The organism is Stenotrophomonas sp. 89682_Sma, from assembly GCF_056481405.1.
Genome location: NZ_CM151147.1, coordinates 2,247,716 through 2,263,930, shown reverse-complemented (window position 1 = coordinate 2,263,930; position 16,215 = coordinate 2,247,716). Strand labels below are relative to the sequence as shown.

Sequence of the window (16,215 nt, the reverse complement as noted above, 5' to 3'; positions counted from 1 at the left end):
CAGGAGCTTAGACCGGCGGCTCGGTGCCCGACCCCACCTCGGCTTCTGGGTCGAACGAGAACACCCGGATTTCCTGCTGCGGGCCCGCCTTGGTCAGGCGTTCGATCACCACGGTCAGGATCAATGACAGCTTCCAGCGGCCGTCGTCCTGCACGACGGTCAGCGGGGTCAGCGAGTGCTGCACCGACGCACTGAAGCCGGGTTCACGGTCATGCTCGATCCGGGCCGGCTGCCACTGCTCGATCGGCGTGGTGGCTCGCACGCTTGAGAACGGCGATGGCGCCGAGAACCGTTCGCCCGAGGTGTGCGGAACCGTGTACAGCATCGCATCGAGGATATTGGTTGACAGCAGCGTACCGCTGCGGCCAAAGCCGGTGACCTCCACGCTGACCGTATCGCCTTCTCGGAAATGCACGGCACCGGCATAGCGGCCGACCGGCGAATAGAGATCTCGGTGCGTCTTTGCGACGGCAGCCTGCCACAACAGGTCCGAGCTGACCTGGTCGATATCGAAGCTGACCCGGATGATCGCGGCATCGGCCGCGGGCGGGGTGATGTTCACACTCATTCTGTCTTCCCTGTAAGCATGCGGTGGTAGCGCCGATCCCGGCGTAGAGCCAGAAGATCCGGCTCCCCGGCGATCATATGCGGGGGGTAGCCGCGCGCGATAGCGTCCTGCAGGTGAGCCAACGCAGCCTCGCGACGGCCGCCAAGTTCGGCCACCAGCGCTGCGCGAAACTGCAGGTCTGCATTGTTATTGCCACCAGCGAGTGCGGCGTCGATGCGCTGCCGTGCCAGCGAAGCCTGTCCCAACCGGGCGGCGTACAGCGCGCTGCGACTCTGCAGCGTTGCGCTGTCCGGGCTGCGCTGCAGCAGCGTGTCCACCATCTGCAGGGCGCGCTGGTGCGCCGCGCGCGCCTGCGCTTCACGGCCAGGCAGCCAGCGCAGGGTATCGCCCAGATTGGCCCATTTCAGGTAGTCGTTGGGGCTGCCCTTCGCATCGGACAATGCACGCTCGAACGCCGTGGCAGCCTCAGCGTAGTCACCCCGCATGTACAGCAGGGTGCCGAGGTTGCCATACAGGCGGCCATTGCTGCCCTGTCGAAGGCCCTGCTGCAGCACATGAAGCGCCTCATCGAGACGGTTCGCGCGCAGCAGCACGCCGCTCAAGCTGACGTAGGCCTGCACGCCATTGGGCTTGAGCAGGATGCTGCGGTGGAACGCCTGCTCGGCACCGGCGAGATCGCCCTGCTGGTAGAGCAGCGTCCCCTGGGTGTCGACAAAGCCGCGGTCGGCAGGGAGCCGCCGCATGGCGTCGGCCAGCACCTGCTGGGCCTGGCTTGCGCGGCCCGACTGCGCGTACAGGCGCGCCAGGCCCAGCAACGCATGGCGATCGCTCGGGTCCAGCATCCGCGCCCGCAGATAGTGGGCTTCTGCGTCGGCCTTGTTGTTCAGATACTCCTCCACCCAGCCTCGCGCCGCCTGCACGATGGCCTGCTGCGGTTCCTCACGCTCGGCCTGCTGGGCTGCCGCGCGTGCGCGACTCAACCAGACCTCATCGCGCTCATCACCGGCGTAGCTCAGGCAATACCCGATGGCCAGCAGCGCCGCGGCACCGGCATCGTGCGGGTCGCTGGCCAGTCGCTGCTCCAGCAGCGCCACCGCTTCGGCTACAGTGCCGGCCTGGTCGAAGTCAGCCAACAGGCGTTCCGCGCGGACCAACGGGTCGATCGCAGCACCGGCCTCCGCGACAGCCTCTGCCCCCGCCAGGCGCACGTCGCGCGCCTGGATGAACACAGCGAGCAGGCCGAACAACACGATCAAGCCCAGCACCGCACGCCGCTCCGCACGCTTTCGGCTTCGCTCGTGCCGCTGCTCCTGCGCCTTCAGCAGCGCCCTGTGCACATCGGACATGGAGCGTGGACGGTCCTGCGCGTGCCGGCGCGTCATCCGCTCGACCAGATCGGTCAGCGCGGCGTCGGTACCGCGCGGCAGCCGTCGCCCTGCCGCGCCACCATGCAGGCGCCGATGTAATCCGCCCCACGCCGCGCCGGCCTCGAAATCACGGCTGCCCTTCAGCGCCTCGTGCAGCACCAGCCCAAGCGCATAGATGTCACCGGATGCGCACGCGCGCGCGCCCAGCAGGCGTTCGGGGGCCAGGTAAGCCAGCGTCCCTGCCGCGCTCTGGGCAGTCACCGTGCTGACGGTCTGCTCGGGGTCGATGGCCGCAGCAGCACCGAAATCCAGGATGCGCACGTCTCCGCATTCGGTGAGCATCACGTTGGAGGGCTTCAGGTCACCGTGCGCCCAGCCATGGCGATGGGCCACGGCCAAGGCTTCGGCCACCGCCGCACCCAGACGCAGCACACGTTCGGCGGGCAACGCGCCGGTCCGGTCCAACGCCTGCGCCAAAGTGATGCCGCGGATGCGCTCCATCACCATCGCCAGCTGACCGGCGTGCTCCTCCAATGCATAGACCGCTACAAAAACACGGTGCGCCTGCGCGGCCAGCCGCTGGGCCTCGTAGCGCAGCCCCCGTTGGCCGGATTCATCGCCTATCGAGAACTTGATCGCGACTTCGCGCGCCAGCCGCTCATCCCAGGCCAGGCGAACCCGACCGAAGCCCCCCTCGCCCAGCGTGCCTCCAATCCGATAGTGACTGAACTGCTGCCCCTCCCCCGTAGAGGGTTGCTCCACAACGGTGTCCATTCCCACTCCTGATTGATTGAGAGGGAGGAAGGATCAGTCACTTTTCGCGACTTCACGGGGTTGAACACGCGTGTTCGATTGCAATCCTCCACATGCAGGGTGCGTCACCCTACCGCAGCAGACACTGCCAGAAAATTGACAGGCGCTGCTGCACACCTTGGATGCAGAAGCCACCAGCATTCTGCGCTGGGACCTGCTGCACCGTGGGCTACAGGAACCGGCGCATCACATACACATCAACCAATCCCAGCGCCGAAGGTCAGGGAAATTCGGGCCCATCTTGTACATGCCCACAGCCCGGCCCTCCAGCGCGGCCACATTAGGTGTCTGGGCCTGGAACCAATGCGTGCGAAACGTGCCGCCCTCAAAAGCGCCAGCGAAGGCCGTCTTGAAAAGGCAGCACATCCTGCGTCGCGCATGCCCCACATCACGTCGAAATCGCCTGCACGGGCGGGCCGGATCTCCATGCGTCTACTGCAGATCTGTGGTCGTGACCAGGCCGGGTACTAGCAGATTCCAGCACCTGCCCCGTAGCTGCTTCACGCGCCACCGCCATCGGTTCGGCAATAGTTGAGTGAATTCCGGCCCTTAGAGCAGTACATGCCCCCTACTTCCGCGCGCATCCCGCACCGGCTCCGCCGATGGCGCGTCGCTGGCTACATCCTGCTGGGCGTGTACGTTCTCTACCTGCTGGCCGGCAACGTCTTCCTCAACACCCCGCTGTTCGACCAGGTCACCAACCGCAAGCCGCACAAGTTCGTGATGACTACCGGCCCAGCCGTCACCTTGCTGCCCGGCCACGTGATCGCCTGGAACGTGCACATGCGCGGCCACGTCAACCACACCGTCTACGTGCTGCATGCCGACCGGGCAAGCGCCAGGCTGGCAGTCCTGCCGCTGTTCCAGCGCGAAGTGCGGGTTCCGCGTCTGCAGGCCACGGGCGTATCGGCCGAGATCAGCCGTGTTGAAGAGGCCATCCCGCCGCCCCCGCGCAGCGACCAGGGCTGGACGCTGCGTTTCGATGCCATCCACAGCGACAGCATCCGCAGCGCCCGTTTCGGCAAGCTGCTGATCATCGGCAAGGGTCAGGGCACGGTCGGCTTCGTCAAGCAGCTACGCGGCGGTCCTTCGGAACTGCTGGATTCAACCGTCACGTTCAAGGGGGCGGACACCAGCTTCGATGGCGTGCAGCTGCTGGGTGACATGAACCTGGCGGCACGCTTCAGCTACCCGCGCCATTACCGGGACCAGGCGCCTGGGCTCGCCAAACTGAAGATACTGCATGCCCAGCTGGATGTTGATGCACGCAGCCAGGGCCTTCGCATGGATACGGATGCCACCACCCCGAAGATCTCCAGCGCACCGGTGCCGGGCCACCTGCAGCTCTCGGCACACCTGATCGACGGCCAGCTGCAGCCCGGCGACCACGCTCTATGGCAGGTGCCGCTCTATCTTGGGGACGGTGCTCCAGATCGCGGCGTGCTGGCCCTTCAGCTCAATGTGGCCAATGACCTGCGCCTGCAGGCACGCCTGCCAGCCCGACCCGGCTCGGGCAGCGAAGTGGATGCGGACCTGCACGTCACCGGTCGTGACATTCCCTTCCAGTATCCGGCGCAGTTGCTGGAGCGCAGTTCCGGCACGGTGCGCGGCGAATGGACGTTCACCTCGCTCAACTGGATCCCTGCCCTGTTCGTCCGCAAGCCGTGGCTGCAACTGGACGGTGGCGGCACGCTGAAGGCCGACCTGCGGCTGCGCAATGGCGAGCTGAGCGAAGGCAGCACGGTGGACATTCCCTCTGCCGAAGCAGTCGCCGAGGTCGCCGGCGTCCGGCTTGCCGGTACCGCCAGCGCGCATGGGGAACTGAAGGGCGGCGACCCCAGCCAGGCGCTGCTTGCCGTCCGCCTGCCCCGCTTCACCGCGCGTCCCACCGATACCAAGGCCGTTCGGCTGTTCGACGGCCGCGATCTGGCGTTGGACCTCACCGGCGACGGACGCCTGCAGGAACTGCGCAAGGGGGTGCGCGCGCGCCTGAGCTTCAGCGACGCCACCATTCCGGACCTGTCCGCCTACAACCGCTATCTCGGTTCAGAACAGGTGCGCCTGCTGCGCGGCACCGGCTCACTCAGCGGTGATGCCACGCTCGATACCGATGGCCGCGTTGGCCATGGCACGGCCCGCCTGCACGGGCGCAACACCAGCGCCAGAGTCGCAGGACTGGACATGGGCGGCGATGTGGATGTGAACGCAACGCTGCGCCGGGGCGACTTCAACCAGCGTCACTTCGATCTGTCCGGCACCACGGTCGAGCTGCGCAACGTGCAGGTGACCGGCACCCAACGCTCGACCGCGTGGAAAGGTCGCGTGGCCTTCAAGCGCGGCCGCATCGACGCGCAATCGCCCTTCCAGGTGGATGCCACCACCGAGCTGACACTCAGCGATGCGCGGCCCTTGCTGGCGCTGTTCGCGGAACGCACGGACTATCCGCGCTGGACCCTGTCACTTCTGGATTCAGGCCAGGTGGATGCGCAGGCCAGGCTGCGCTGGCGCCCGGGCCATCTGGTGATCGATGGCCTGCAGGCCGAGAATGATCGGCTGTCGGTGCGCGCGCGGTTGGACCTGCTGGAACAGCGCAAGCGCGGTGACCTTTACCTGCGCTGGGGGCTGTTGGGAGCGGGCATCGAACTGGACGGCGGGCAGCGCCAGTGGCACCTGGCCAAGGCGCGCGAGTGGTTTGACGAGCGCCCTTCCCTTCTGCCAGCGGGCACTGGCGGGTCTTCAGACTGAAACCGGCACGCCTGCATCCAGTTGCCGCCTTCATGCGTATGCAGCGCATACGGAGCATAGAGCGGTATGTGGATGAAGCGCGGCACACAGATTTCCGGGTTTCTGGGCTGGCTGGCCATTACTTTCGCTGCGGCCGCGCTGGGCGCGTGGGCGTCTTCGTCGGCGGCCGCCTTCTATGCCTCGCTTGACCTGCCCGCGTGGGCACCGCCGGCAGGTGTCTTCGGCCCGGTGTGGACGCTGCTCTATGCCTTGATGGCGGTGGCGGCCTGGCGGGTATGGCGCGAGCGCGGCTGGCGCGGCGCTCAACCGGCGCTTCTGCTCTATCTGCTGCAACTGGCCGCCAACGCACTATGGAGCTGGCTGTTCTTCGGCTGGAAGCTTGGCGCCGTCGCGTTCGCTGACATTCTTCTACTGATTGCACTGGTGTGCGCCACGGTCGTCACGTTTGCGCGCGCCAATCGCGTTGCGGCGATATTGCTGCTGCCCTATCTGGCTTGGATCTCGTTTGCCTGCGCGCTGAACTACTCAGTCTGGCAGGCCAACCCCGCGCTGCTGTGACGGCAACGCACGCCAATCAGGCCTGGGCAATCGCCTGCGGACGCCACGCCCTCAGCAGGGACGGCTTGAAGGCCTGCTGGCCGCAGCCCGTGGGGCAGCGCACCACTCTGGCAGAAGAATGGCTCACCAGCCCCTGGCCTTCCTCTGCCTTGAACACCGTCTCACAGGAAAGGCAACGAGCCACCAGCGAGTACAGATGCAGCAGGCGGCCGCTGGCGGGATCCTGCAGGGCATCAACATCCAGCAATTCAAACTGGCAGCTGTCGGGCAGCATGCGATACGGGAGGGGTGGCAGCGTCTGCAGGTTCACGGGCGTGGCAACTGTTGAAGGTAGACCAACCCTAGGTCACCCCCTGTCGAGCCGGTGTGCAGCCCATATGCACCGGCTGCGAAACCTCTACACGCCGGCGGGCACGATTCTGCTAGGGTGCCTGCCGATGTCCGTGCCCATCCCAACCCGCCCTCATACCGTTCCTCTCAGCCTGATGCTGAAGGAACACACCCGCAGCATTCACGGCCGCCTCGATCAGCATTTGCTGGAACAGCGCATCTTCGCCTCGCGCGAGCGCTATCTGGCCTTCCTGCGCGTGCAGTGGCAGTTCCATGCGAGCCTTGCGCCGCTTTACCAGAACCCCGACGGGGGTGCAGCCAGATTATCGCTGATCGAGGCGGACCTGCGGGACCTGGGGGCGTGCGCACCAACCCTGCACACGTGGCACCCGCAGTTGCAGGTGGCCTCTCCAGCCACCGCTCTGGGCTGGCGCTACGTGGCAGAAGGCTCCACCCTTGGGGCGGCGGTGCTGTTGAAGGCGGCGGCGGCATTGCGGCTGCACGCCGGGCATGGTGCCCGCCACCTGCGCCCTTCCGAGCTGGGGGTTGCCGAGTACTGGCGACGTCAGCGCGAAGCCATCGATGCTGCGGCACTGAACAAGGACGAGCAAGCGCAGGCTTGTCGCGGTGCGATGGATGGCTTCCAGTTCGTCCGTCGCTGCGTAGATGAAGAATTCAGGTTTGAATGAAATGCTTTTCATGCGCACCCGGCGGTAGGCGAAGGCACGCTTTTGCTTCACCATTCCTGCAAGCCGGATGTAGCACTGGGTCCTTCCAGCCATCCATGAATCATGAGTCCCGCCGTTGATGCCCTCTGCCCAGTCCACGCCCGACCTTGCGCTATCCCGTTGCGCGCGCGAACCGATCCACACACCCGGCGCGATCCAGCCCTACGGTGTGCTCCTTGTGCTGGAGCCGCAGTCACTGCGGGTGCGCGAGCGTGCCATCAGTCAGCCGAGTGTGCTGCAGCAGTTCGGTGAGCCGCTGCTCCAGCACGTCAGCGAGGTGCTCGGCGGCGTGCTGGCCCCGTTCCAGGTACTGCTCCAGAAGGCCACCATCGGCAGCAGTGTGCACGTGGGCGCCGTTCACCTGGATGGCCACGGCCGGCATCAGCTGCTGGTGCATCGCTCCGCCACCGACCTCCTTGTAGAGCTGGAAGCGCCAGTCGCAGGCCAGCCCGGTTCTCTTGAAGAACTGTATCCGGCCATCCGAGAGCTCATGACGGGCATCGAATCGGCCGCAACGGTGGAAGACCTGTGCCAGCTGGCCGCCGCGCACATGCGCCGGCTCACCGGCTTCGACCGCACCCTGGTCTACCAGTTCGACGCCGGCTGGAATGGCATCGTGGTGGCCGAGGAAGGCAATGGCCTGTTGCCCTCGTACCTGGACCTGCGTTTTCCTGAATCGGACATTCCCGCCCAGGCCCGCGAACTCTACCGCCGCAACCGGGTGCGCCTGATCGCGGACAACAACTACACCCCTGCCCCGTTGATGCGGGCCGAAGAGCATCGCGACGCGCCGCCCACCGACCTGAGCATGGCGGTGCTGCGCAGCGTCTCGCCGGTGCACCTGCACTACATGCGCAACATGGGGACCGGCGCGTCGATGTCGGTATCGCTGGTGCATGAAGGCCGGCTGTGGGGCCTGGTGTCCTGCCACACCGTGCAGCCACGCCGCCTGCCCTACCACGTGCGCACTGCCTGCGAATTCATGGGCCAGATCCTGTCGCTGCAGATTGCCCTCAAGGAGCGTGCGCGTGCGATCGAAGAGCGCGTGGCCCGTCGTTCCATACTGGTCAAGCTACTGGGTCGCATGGCCGGCGACGAAGACTTCATGGCGGCCCTGCGCCAGGACGAGGCCAGCCTTCTGTCGCTGACAGGCGCGGCCGGCGCGGCGATCGTGCACAAAGGCGATTGCCTGCGTGTTGGCCAGTGCCCTTCCGCCAGCGACGTGCTGGCCCTGGCGAATTGGCTGGCCACGCAGCAGGCCGGCCAGGAAACCTACTGCACCGATCACCTGGCAGCCGACTGGTCGCCTGCCGCACACCTCGCCGACGTAGCCAGCGGCCTGCTGGCGGTGTCCATTTCGCAGCTGCATGACAGTTACCTGATGTGGTTCCGCCCGGAAGTGGTGCGCACCGTGCGTTGGGGTGGCGATCCCCGCAAGGAAGCAGCACCGGGCGTGGCGCTTTCCCCGCGCAACTCGTTCGAGGCCTGGAAGGAGACCGTGCAGCAACGCAGCCTGCCGTGGAGTGACGCTGACTGCGACGCGGCACACGAGATGCGCACGGCCATCGTCGATATCGTGTTGCGCAAGGCCGAGGAAATGGCCGAACTGAACGAACAGTTGCTTCGCAGCAACAAGGAACTTGAAGCGTTTTCCTACTCCGTCAGCCACGACTTGCGCGCGCCCTTCCGCCACATCGTGGGCTATTCCGAGTTGCTGGGCAGCTCCGCCGGCGAACGCCTCAACGAGACCGAGCGCCGCTTCCTGGACACGATCGTGGAATCGGCCAAGTCCGCCGGAACACTGGTGGATGACCTGCTCAGCTTCTCGCAGATGGGGCGCTCCACGCTGGGGCGTGTGCGGCTGGACATGACCGCACTGGCCGAGGATGTGCGCCGGAGCCTGGCCCTGGACTACGCCGGCCGCGACGTGCAATGGACGCTCGCACCGCTGCCGGAGGTCGAAGCCGATCCGACGATGCTGCGCCTGGTCTGGCAGAACCTGCTGGCCAACGCAATCAAGTTCACCCGCGAGCGCGAGCACGCGATGATCGAGATTGGGCATGACCGCAGCGACGACGAAGATCACTTCTTCGTGCGTGACAACGGCTGTGGCTTTGACATGCGCTACGTGGACAAGCTGTTCGGCGTGTTCCAGCGCCTGCATCACGTCGAAGAATTCGAAGGCACCGGCATCGGCCTGGCCAACGTGCGCCGCATCATCGGCCGCCATGGCGGCCGTACCTGGGCCGAGGGCGAGCCCGGCAAGGGCGCCACCATTCACTTCACCCTACCCCGTTCCACAGGAGACCACCCATGAGGGACCTGCGGCCGATCCTCCTGGTGGAGGACAGCCCCAAGGATGCAGAGCTGACGATGGCCGCGCTTGCGCGCTGCCAGCTGCTCAACGATATCATCCATGTACGCGACGGCGCCGAAGCGCTGGACTACCTGCGCTGCGAAGGCAAGTTTGCCGGCGCCATGCACGGCGGTCCGGTGGTGGTGCTGCTGGACCTCAAGCTGCCCAAGGTCAATGGCCTTGAAGTACTGGAACAGGTGCGTGGCGATTCGAATCTGAGCAGCACGCCGGTGGTGATGCTGACCTCCTCGCGCGAAGAGCAGGACCTGGTGCGCAGCTACGAGCTGGGCGTCAACGCATTCGTGGTCAAGCCGGTTGACTTCAAGGAATTCTTTGACGCAATCCAGGGCCTGGGCATGTTCTGGGGCATCACCAACCAGCCACCACCGCATCGGCCCAACGGTTCGGGGCAGCGCAATGCGTGATGGATCGCGCCGCAGCGAGCGCCTGCGCATCCTCATGCTGGAGGACAGCGCGCTTGATGCGGAGCTGATCAGCGCCCAGCTGCAGCGTGCCGGCCTCGATTTCGAGGCTGAGCGCCTGTGGACCCGCAACGCGTTCATCGAAGCCATCGAAAACCGCCCGTTCGACGTGATCCTCGCCGATCATGTCCTGCCAGGCTTCGATGGTGACGCGGCACTTGCCCTCGCGCGCGAGCGCGTGCCGCAGACACCTTTCATCTTTGTTTCCGGCACCCTGACCGAGGAATTGGCGGTGCAGGCACTCACGCGCGGTGCCCGCGACTACGTGGTGAAGCAACGCCTGCAACGCTTGCCCGATGCGATCCGTCGCGCACGGCAGGAAGCGCATGAGCGTACCCAGCTGGCCATTGCGCAGGCCGCACTGAACGATAGCCAGGCCCAGTTGCAGCAGGTGACCGACGCCGTTCCTGCGCTCATCGCCCAGCTGGACAAGAACCATCGCTATCGGTTTGCCAACAAGGCGTTTCTGGACTGGCATGGATCCAGCCTTGCAGAACTGCTGGGTCGGCCGGCACGGGATGTCAGCGGCATTTCAGCCTTTGAACACGCGTTGCCAAGCCTGGAGCGCGTGCTCCAGGGCGAACGCACCAGCTTTCAGGTGGAACTGATCCATCGCAGTGGCCAGTCACGATTCGTGCAGATGGACTGCGTGCCAGAGCACGCGGCCGACGGCAGCGTGGTCGGCTACATCTGCATGGGCAGCGACGTTTCCCTGCTGAAGCAGGCCGAACTGGCACTGCGCGAGGATAACCAGGAACTGGAGCGGCAGGTCCAGGCCCGCACCGCTGAGTTGAGGGCCAGCAAGCGCCGCCTGCAGGCCATTTTCGAATCCAGCTTCCAGCATCAGATGCTGCTGGACCTGTCCGGGCGCGTGGTTGATGCCAATGACGCATCACTGGCGGCAGTGCTGGCGGACAAGAAGGACGTCGTTGGCCAACGCTTCGGTGAATCGCTCTGGTTCGCTACAACCGATGGCATCGGCGCCGTGATCGATCGGGCCGTCGCTGCAGCCGTGCAGGGCCGGAGTTCGCTGCATTCACTGGAGCTGGAGCTCCCGACCGGGCCGCGCAGCTTCGATTTTTCGTTCCGCCCGCTTCTGGATGCCGAAGGCGTGGTGACCGCCGTGGTCTCCGAGGCCGTGGAAACCACTGCGCGCCTCGAGGCCGAACATGCACTGCGCCAATCCCAGAAGATCGAGGCGGTCGGGCAGCTCACCGGCGGCATCGCGCATGATTTCAACAACATCCTGACGGTCATCTCCGGCAACGTCGAGCACGCCATGCTGCTGAACGAGCGCGCCGGCGAAGCCGGAGCGATGGTCAGCCGGGCGCTGGACAATGCGCTGAAGGGTGTCGGGCGTGCCGCCAGCCTGACCCAGCGCCTGCTGGCATTTGCCCGACGCCAGCCGCTGCGCAGCCAGGCCGCCAACCTCAACGAGCGCCTGCTGGACATGCACGACATGCTGCAGCGTGCGCTGGGTGAGCTGGTGCAGCTGGAGATCCGCAGCGCCGAGGACATCTGGTGTGTCGAGATCGACGTCAGCCAGCTGGAGGCCTCCGTGCTGAACCTGGCGGTGAATGCCCGCGATGCGATGCCGCACGGCGGCCGACTGGTGATCGAGGTCGACAACAGTCACCTCGACCACGACTACGCCGCGCTGTTTCCGGATGCGACGCCGGGCGAGTACGTGATGCTGCGGGTGCGTGACAACGGCCACGGCATGGATGCGGCGACGCTTGGCCGGGTCTTCGAACCGTTCTTCACCACCAAGCAGGTTGGCCGTGGCACCGGCTTGGGCCTGTCAATGGTGCATGGCTTCGTCAAGCAGTCAGGGGGCCACGTGCTGATCGATTCGGTGGAAGGCGGCGGCACCAGCATCACCATGATGTTCCCGCGCTCGCCGCTGGCCCTGCCCCGCGAAGCACACATCCTGCAGACCGGCCTGGCCGGCTACTCACCGCGCGAGGAAACCATCCTGGTGGCCGAGGACAACGACGATGTCCGCGCCCACACGGTGGATTCGCTGCGGCTGCTCGGCTACCGCGTGCTGGAAGCCCACGACGGCCCCTCCGCACTGCGGTTGCTGGAGCGCCCCGATACCAGGGTGGACCTGCTGTTCTCGGACGTGGTGATGCCCGGCATGTCGGGCTGGGAGCTGGTCCGTCAAGTCCGCGAACGCTGGCCGGAAGTGGCCGTCCTGTTCACGTCAGGCTATCCACGTGACCACGATCAGGCGGGGAGCCAAGGACGCGCGGTTGCCCTGCTGCCGAAGCCGTTTACGCGAAGTGATCTGGCGCTGGCAGTACGCACTGCGCTGGAGGCCGCGCCGCACTGAGCTCAGGAGGCAGGGTCGCGTACGCCAGCGGCGATCCGGTTGATGTCCGCGCACTCCACCGTGGACGGCGGATGCTCCCTGCCGGCCAGTGCAACCATCGCCTGACCCAGTGCCAGATTGCTGGTCATCACCGACGGCGCAACGGCGCCGGCCAGCTTCATCAACGGCGCACCGCCCCAGTACAGGGGCTTCAACAGGGCATGACGGGTGCCGGTGCCCGGGACCGGCCTGACGCCCCCCGGGCGCAGCATCACGGTGCGAACCGGCAGGCCCTGCAATGCGACCTCGGTCTCGCCCTTGATCCTCAACGGCATCAGCCGGCTCCGAGGGTCCGCACCGGCACCGGATACATACAGAAAGCACCCTTCGGGATTCGCGGCCGCCCAGCCACGGGCCACCGCCAAGGTGGTGGCCAGGGTCACGCGTCGGTACTCGGCCTCTGCCGTGCCGACCGGTGGCGCCCCGGCACAGTAGAAGCAGGCATCGAACCCAGCCAGTTCATCCGACCGGTCCTGGATACGCAGGAAGTCCGGAACGATCAGTTCGCTGCCGGCGCCGATCAGACTTCCCGGGTGGCGGACCAGCGCTGTCAGGCGGGACACCTGCGGTGAGCGTTGGCAGGCCAATGCCACACCCTGCCCGACCAGGCCTGCGGCACCGGTCAACAGAATCCGTAATGCGTCCGTCCCGGCCATCGTCGCCCCCGCTAGAGTCTCACGAAACGCTGGATCATCCGCGCCAGCCAGCCACTGAACACCAGCGGCGCATCCAGCGCTGATACGCAGATGCAGGGCACACCCGGCGCGGTCACCGGTTGATGCTCCACGTCTCCATCCAGATCCGCCACGTCGCCCGGTGCGAAAAGCCCCAGCGCATCGTTGTACGAACCCCGCAGGATCTGCGTCAATTCGCTCCGGCCATGGCTATGCATGGGCAGGCATTTGCCGGGGGCGATCTTCAGCATGATCAGCGAAGGCATCTGCTCTGCACGGATGCAGTGCACGCCCGGCGCCATCCAGCGCCAGCGCAGGTCGCTGAGCGAGGCGCCGAAGTACGGATGCAGCGATGCAGGCAGATGGTCCGGATTGGCCTCAGGCCGCTCCTTCGGCACGGGGCGTGTGACCCCAGCCATGGCCGTCGGCGCTTCCGTGGCCAGCCGCACCAGCATCGCCTCGCGCAGCTGTTCGCGTCGCGTCTCCGCTGCAGGTGGCTGGGTCTGCTCCAGCAGCACCGAGCCGATCGCTTCGGCGTCGCGCAGGCGCTGACGGCAATGCGGGCACTGCTCCAGATGGGCACCGGCGACGATGCTCAACGGCGCCGGCAGCGCGCCGGCGGCATAGCTCATCAGGGTGGATTCGTGCAGATGGTGGTGCGGGTTCACAGCGCACCTCCCACTTTGGCCTGCAGTTGCAGAAAGGCGCGGCGCAAATGTGATTTGACCGTTCCCAGCGGCATGCCCAGTGCGTCGGCAATCTCGCTGTGGCTCTTGGCCTCGAAGTAGGACATCCGCACCAGCCGAGCCTGCACCGCGGGCAACTCGTTGATGCGCTGGCGCAACCTGGCCTGGTCGGCGAACTGTTCGGCGCTGCTGCGGTCGACCACGTCCATCATCGCGGCGTCCTCCACCGCCACCTGCACCTGCATCCAGCTGCGCTCGCGACGCACACGGTCGATATGCAGGTTGCGGGCGATGCGGTACAGCCACGTACTCAGGGCCCCCTGCGCGGCATCATAATCAGCCGCACGCAGCCACAGGCGCAGCAGGCATTCCTGCGCCAGCTCCTCGGCCACCGCCTCGGGTGCGCCCAGCCCGCGCAGATAGACGCACAGGCGCGGCATGAAATGGTCATAGATCCGCATGAAACAGTCGCGGTCGCGCAGCCGCGCGACACCATCCATGTCGCCGGCCCAGTTTTTCGGCTCACTGCTGGCCTGCTGGGAGCTGGACACGATGCGTGCGCTGTCTAGGTTGGCAAGAGTGCTGGCGGCGTCAGGATACATCTGCGTTCGCGGCGGGCGGGTGAAGGTTTGTGTTCTATACGCGCAGGAATGGCAATTGGATGCAGCCGCATTGCGCATCCAATCCGCCCCACCAGCCGTACGACCTGCAACACGCCCTTACGGATGAACGCCATGCGCATCGCCTGGCTGTTGCTGTGCCTGCCCCATGCCGCACTGGCGGCCCCCATGCTGCGGAGCGAGGGCATAGCCACCTCCCCGCAGGGCCGGGTCCTCTACCGTGAAGTGCACTGGCGCCGCGATGCGACCGAGGGTGCCGAACGCTGGGTACTGTACCAGTGCCCGGGGGGCCAGCCGTTCGCCCGCAAGCACCTGCCAGCCAGCACCCGTCCGCAGGCACGCGGCTATTCACTGGAGGACCGGCGCAGTGGCCAGACAGCCGAGATCGAGGCCGTCAGCGGCGCAGTATCGGTGGCCTGGAAGGAGGATGCCGCCAGCCCGCGACGGCAGCGCAGGCTCGATCTGCCAGCGGACGCGGTGATCGATGCGGGATTCGATGCGGCGGTCCGCCTGCACTGGACGGCGCTGATGCAGGGCGAACGCGTCTCGCTGCCGTTCCTGGTGCCCGGCCGGCAGCGCTACTTCCCGGTGCAGGTCCGGCGCACCGGCAACCTGCGCTGGCAAGGCATCGACGCCCAGTCGATCGAAGTGAGCCTGGACACCTGGTATGGCGGCATCGCGCCTCGCCTCTCGCTGGTCTATGCCAGTGCCGACCGGCGCCTGCTGGAATTCAGCGGCACCAGCAACCTGCGCGACGCGCGCGGCGCCTATCCGCAGGTGACGGTGCGCTTCAGCCCACCTCCCGCGCAGCGCCCCGCATCGGAGTGGCAGCAGGCATGGGCGCAGCCACTGGCCGACCGCTGCCCCGTCACGAACACGTGAAAACGACATTCACTGCAACCCACCGCATCCATTGCGCATCCTGCTGCGTATAGGAAGAGACGACACCCGCCGAGATCCGCCATGGCCTCTGTATCGCCCCTCCCCCATCGACGCTGGCGCCTGCTGCGCACGCTGCAGCGCTGGGTCGATACCGGCAATGCCGCGGACGCCGGCACGGAACCGCCGGGCCGCATCGATTGGCTGCGTGCGGTGCCGTTCGCACTGATGCACCTGGCGTGCATCGCGGTGATCTGGGTGGGCGTGTCGTGGACGGCGGTGGTCGTGGCCGCGGCGCTTTACGCAGTGCGCATGTTCGCCATCACCGCCTTCTATCACCGCTACTTCTCGCATCGCACCTTCCAGGCACCGCGCGCCGTGCAGTTCGTGTTCGCGGTGATCGGCGCCTCCAGCGTACAGCGCGGTCCGCTGTGGTGGGCTGCCCACCATCGCCACCATCACCGCCACGCCGACCAGCCGCTGGACCCGCATTCGCCGCGCGAAGGCGGCTTCTGGCGCAGCCACATGGGTTGGTTCCTGACCCGCGAAGCCTTCGCCACCGACCTGTCGCGGGTGCCTGACCTGGCGCGCTTCCCGGAACTGCGCTGGCTGGACCGTTTCGATACCGCCATTCCCGTGCTGCTGGCCATCGGATTGTATGCATTGGGTGCAGCACTGGAGCGCTGGGCGCCAGGCTTGCACACTTCCGGCCCCCAGTTGCTGGTGTGGGGATTCTTCATTTCCACCATCGTGCTGTTCCATGCCACCGTCACCATCAACTCGCTGGCCCACCGCTTCGGCCGTCGACGCTTCGAGACCCGCGATGACAGCCGCAACAACCTCTGGCTGGCGCTGCTCACCTTCGGGGAGGGCTGGCACAACAACCACCATTTCTTCCCCGGCACCGTGCGCCAGGGCTTCCGTTGGTGGGAGATTGACCTGACCTGGTACGGACTGCGCGCGATGACGGCGCTGGGTCTGGTCAAAGGCCTCAAGCCCATCCCCGAATGGGTGCTGGCAAAGGCGAGGTACTGA

The 16,215-nt window shown here is 66.3% G+C and carries 14 protein-coding genes; 8 read left to right on the top strand and 6 right to left on the bottom strand.

Features of this window, described 5'->3' with window-relative positions; all coding sequences use genetic code 11:
* Positions 1-7: 7 nt before the first annotated feature.
* Together ACZK29_RS10505 and ACZK29_RS10500 are read right to left on the bottom strand one after the other, a co-directional pair.
* A complete protein-coding gene (locus ACZK29_RS10505) occupies positions 8-568 on the bottom strand; it encodes a hypothetical protein (RefSeq protein WP_049429278.1) in 561 nt (186 codons plus the stop codon).
* Entirely contained in the window at positions 565-2,709 is a 2,145-nt protein-coding gene (locus ACZK29_RS10500; protein ID WP_099561318.1) for a serine/threonine-protein kinase, read from the bottom strand. The genes ACZK29_RS10505 and ACZK29_RS10500 overlap by 4 nt, the downstream gene beginning before the upstream one ends.
* 600 nt (positions 2,710-3,309) lie before the next feature.
* On the opposite strand from ACZK29_RS10500, the gene ACZK29_RS10495 reads away from it, so the two are divergent.
* On the top strand, positions 3,310-5,493 hold the full coding sequence (locus ACZK29_RS10495) for an AsmA family protein (protein WP_478447018.1): 2,184 nt from the start codon (positions 3,310-3,312) through the stop codon (positions 5,491-5,493).
* Between the two features lie 72 nt (positions 5,494-5,565).
* Positions 5,566-6,051, top strand: coding sequence for a TspO/MBR family protein (locus tag ACZK29_RS10490; RefSeq protein WP_111202664.1), 486 nt, complete (start codon positions 5,566-5,568; stop codon positions 6,049-6,051).
* A 16-nt stretch (positions 6,052-6,067) separates the two neighbouring features.
* On the opposite strand, the gene ACZK29_RS10485 is transcribed toward ACZK29_RS10490, so the two are convergent.
* The gene (locus ACZK29_RS10485; protein ID WP_111202622.1) at positions 6,068-6,361 is read right to left on the bottom strand and encodes a hypothetical protein; all 294 of its coding nucleotides are present in this window, start codon (positions 6,359-6,361) and stop codon (positions 6,068-6,070) included.
* Between the two features lie 127 nt (positions 6,362-6,488).
* On the opposite strand from ACZK29_RS10485, the gene ACZK29_RS10480 reads away from it, so the two are divergent.
* The 4 genes from ACZK29_RS10480 to ACZK29_RS10465 all read left to right on the top strand — a co-directional run bounded on the left by ACZK29_RS10480 (position 6,489) and on the right by ACZK29_RS10465 (position 12,282).
* The gene (locus ACZK29_RS10480) at positions 6,489-7,070 is read left to right on the top strand and encodes a biliverdin-producing heme oxygenase (protein WP_459047718.1); all 582 of its coding nucleotides are present in this window, start codon (positions 6,489-6,491) and stop codon (positions 7,068-7,070) included.
* A 118-nt stretch (positions 7,071-7,188) separates the two neighbouring features.
* Complete coding sequence (locus ACZK29_RS10475) at positions 7,189-9,426, top strand: ATP-binding protein (RefSeq protein ID WP_111202623.1); 2,238 nt, start codon at positions 7,189-7,191, stop codon at positions 9,424-9,426.
* Positions 9,423-9,890, top strand: coding sequence for a response regulator (locus tag ACZK29_RS10470; RefSeq protein ID WP_111202624.1), 468 nt, complete (start codon positions 9,423-9,425; stop codon positions 9,888-9,890). Before ACZK29_RS10475 ends, ACZK29_RS10470 begins: the two co-directional genes overlap by 4 nt.
* On the top strand, positions 9,883-12,282 hold the full coding sequence (locus tag ACZK29_RS10465) for a response regulator (RefSeq protein WP_478447017.1): 2,400 nt from the start codon (positions 9,883-9,885) through the stop codon (positions 12,280-12,282). The genes ACZK29_RS10470 and ACZK29_RS10465 overlap by 8 nt, the downstream gene beginning before the upstream one ends.
* Positions 12,283-12,284: 2 nt before the next feature.
* On the opposite strand, the gene ACZK29_RS10460 is transcribed toward ACZK29_RS10465, so the two are convergent.
* From ACZK29_RS10460 to ACZK29_RS10450, 3 genes are read right to left on the bottom strand one after another with little or no spacing between them, the layout of a single operon-like run.
* The gene (locus ACZK29_RS10460) at positions 12,285-12,977 is read right to left on the bottom strand and encodes a Rossmann-fold NAD(P)-binding domain-containing protein (RefSeq protein WP_099484195.1); all 693 of its coding nucleotides are present in this window, start codon (positions 12,975-12,977) and stop codon (positions 12,285-12,287) included.
* An 11-nt stretch (positions 12,978-12,988) separates the two neighbouring features.
* On the bottom strand, positions 12,989-13,663 hold the full coding sequence (locus tag ACZK29_RS10455; protein WP_478447016.1) for a ChrR family anti-sigma-E factor: 675 nt from the start codon (positions 13,661-13,663) through the stop codon (positions 12,989-12,991).
* Positions 13,660-14,283 carry a sigma-70 family RNA polymerase sigma factor gene (locus ACZK29_RS10450; RefSeq protein WP_099497862.1) on the bottom strand — a complete coding sequence of 208 codons (624 nt, stop codon included), beginning with the start codon at positions 14,281-14,283 and terminating at the stop codon, positions 13,660-13,662. The genes ACZK29_RS10455 and ACZK29_RS10450 overlap by 4 nt, the downstream gene beginning before the upstream one ends.
* A gap of 132 nt (positions 14,284-14,415) precedes the next feature.
* Here ACZK29_RS10450 and ACZK29_RS10445 point away from each other — a divergent pair, with 132 nt between their 5' ends.
* Together ACZK29_RS10445 and ACZK29_RS10440 are read left to right on the top strand one after the other, a co-directional pair.
* Positions 14,416-15,183, top strand: a complete 768-nt coding sequence (locus ACZK29_RS10445; protein WP_111202666.1) for a hypothetical protein — start codon at positions 14,416-14,418, stop codon at positions 15,181-15,183.
* A 12-nt stretch (positions 15,184-15,195) separates the two neighbouring features.
* Entirely contained in the window at positions 15,196-16,215 is a 1,020-nt protein-coding gene (locus ACZK29_RS10440) for an acyl-CoA desaturase (protein WP_478447080.1), read from the top strand.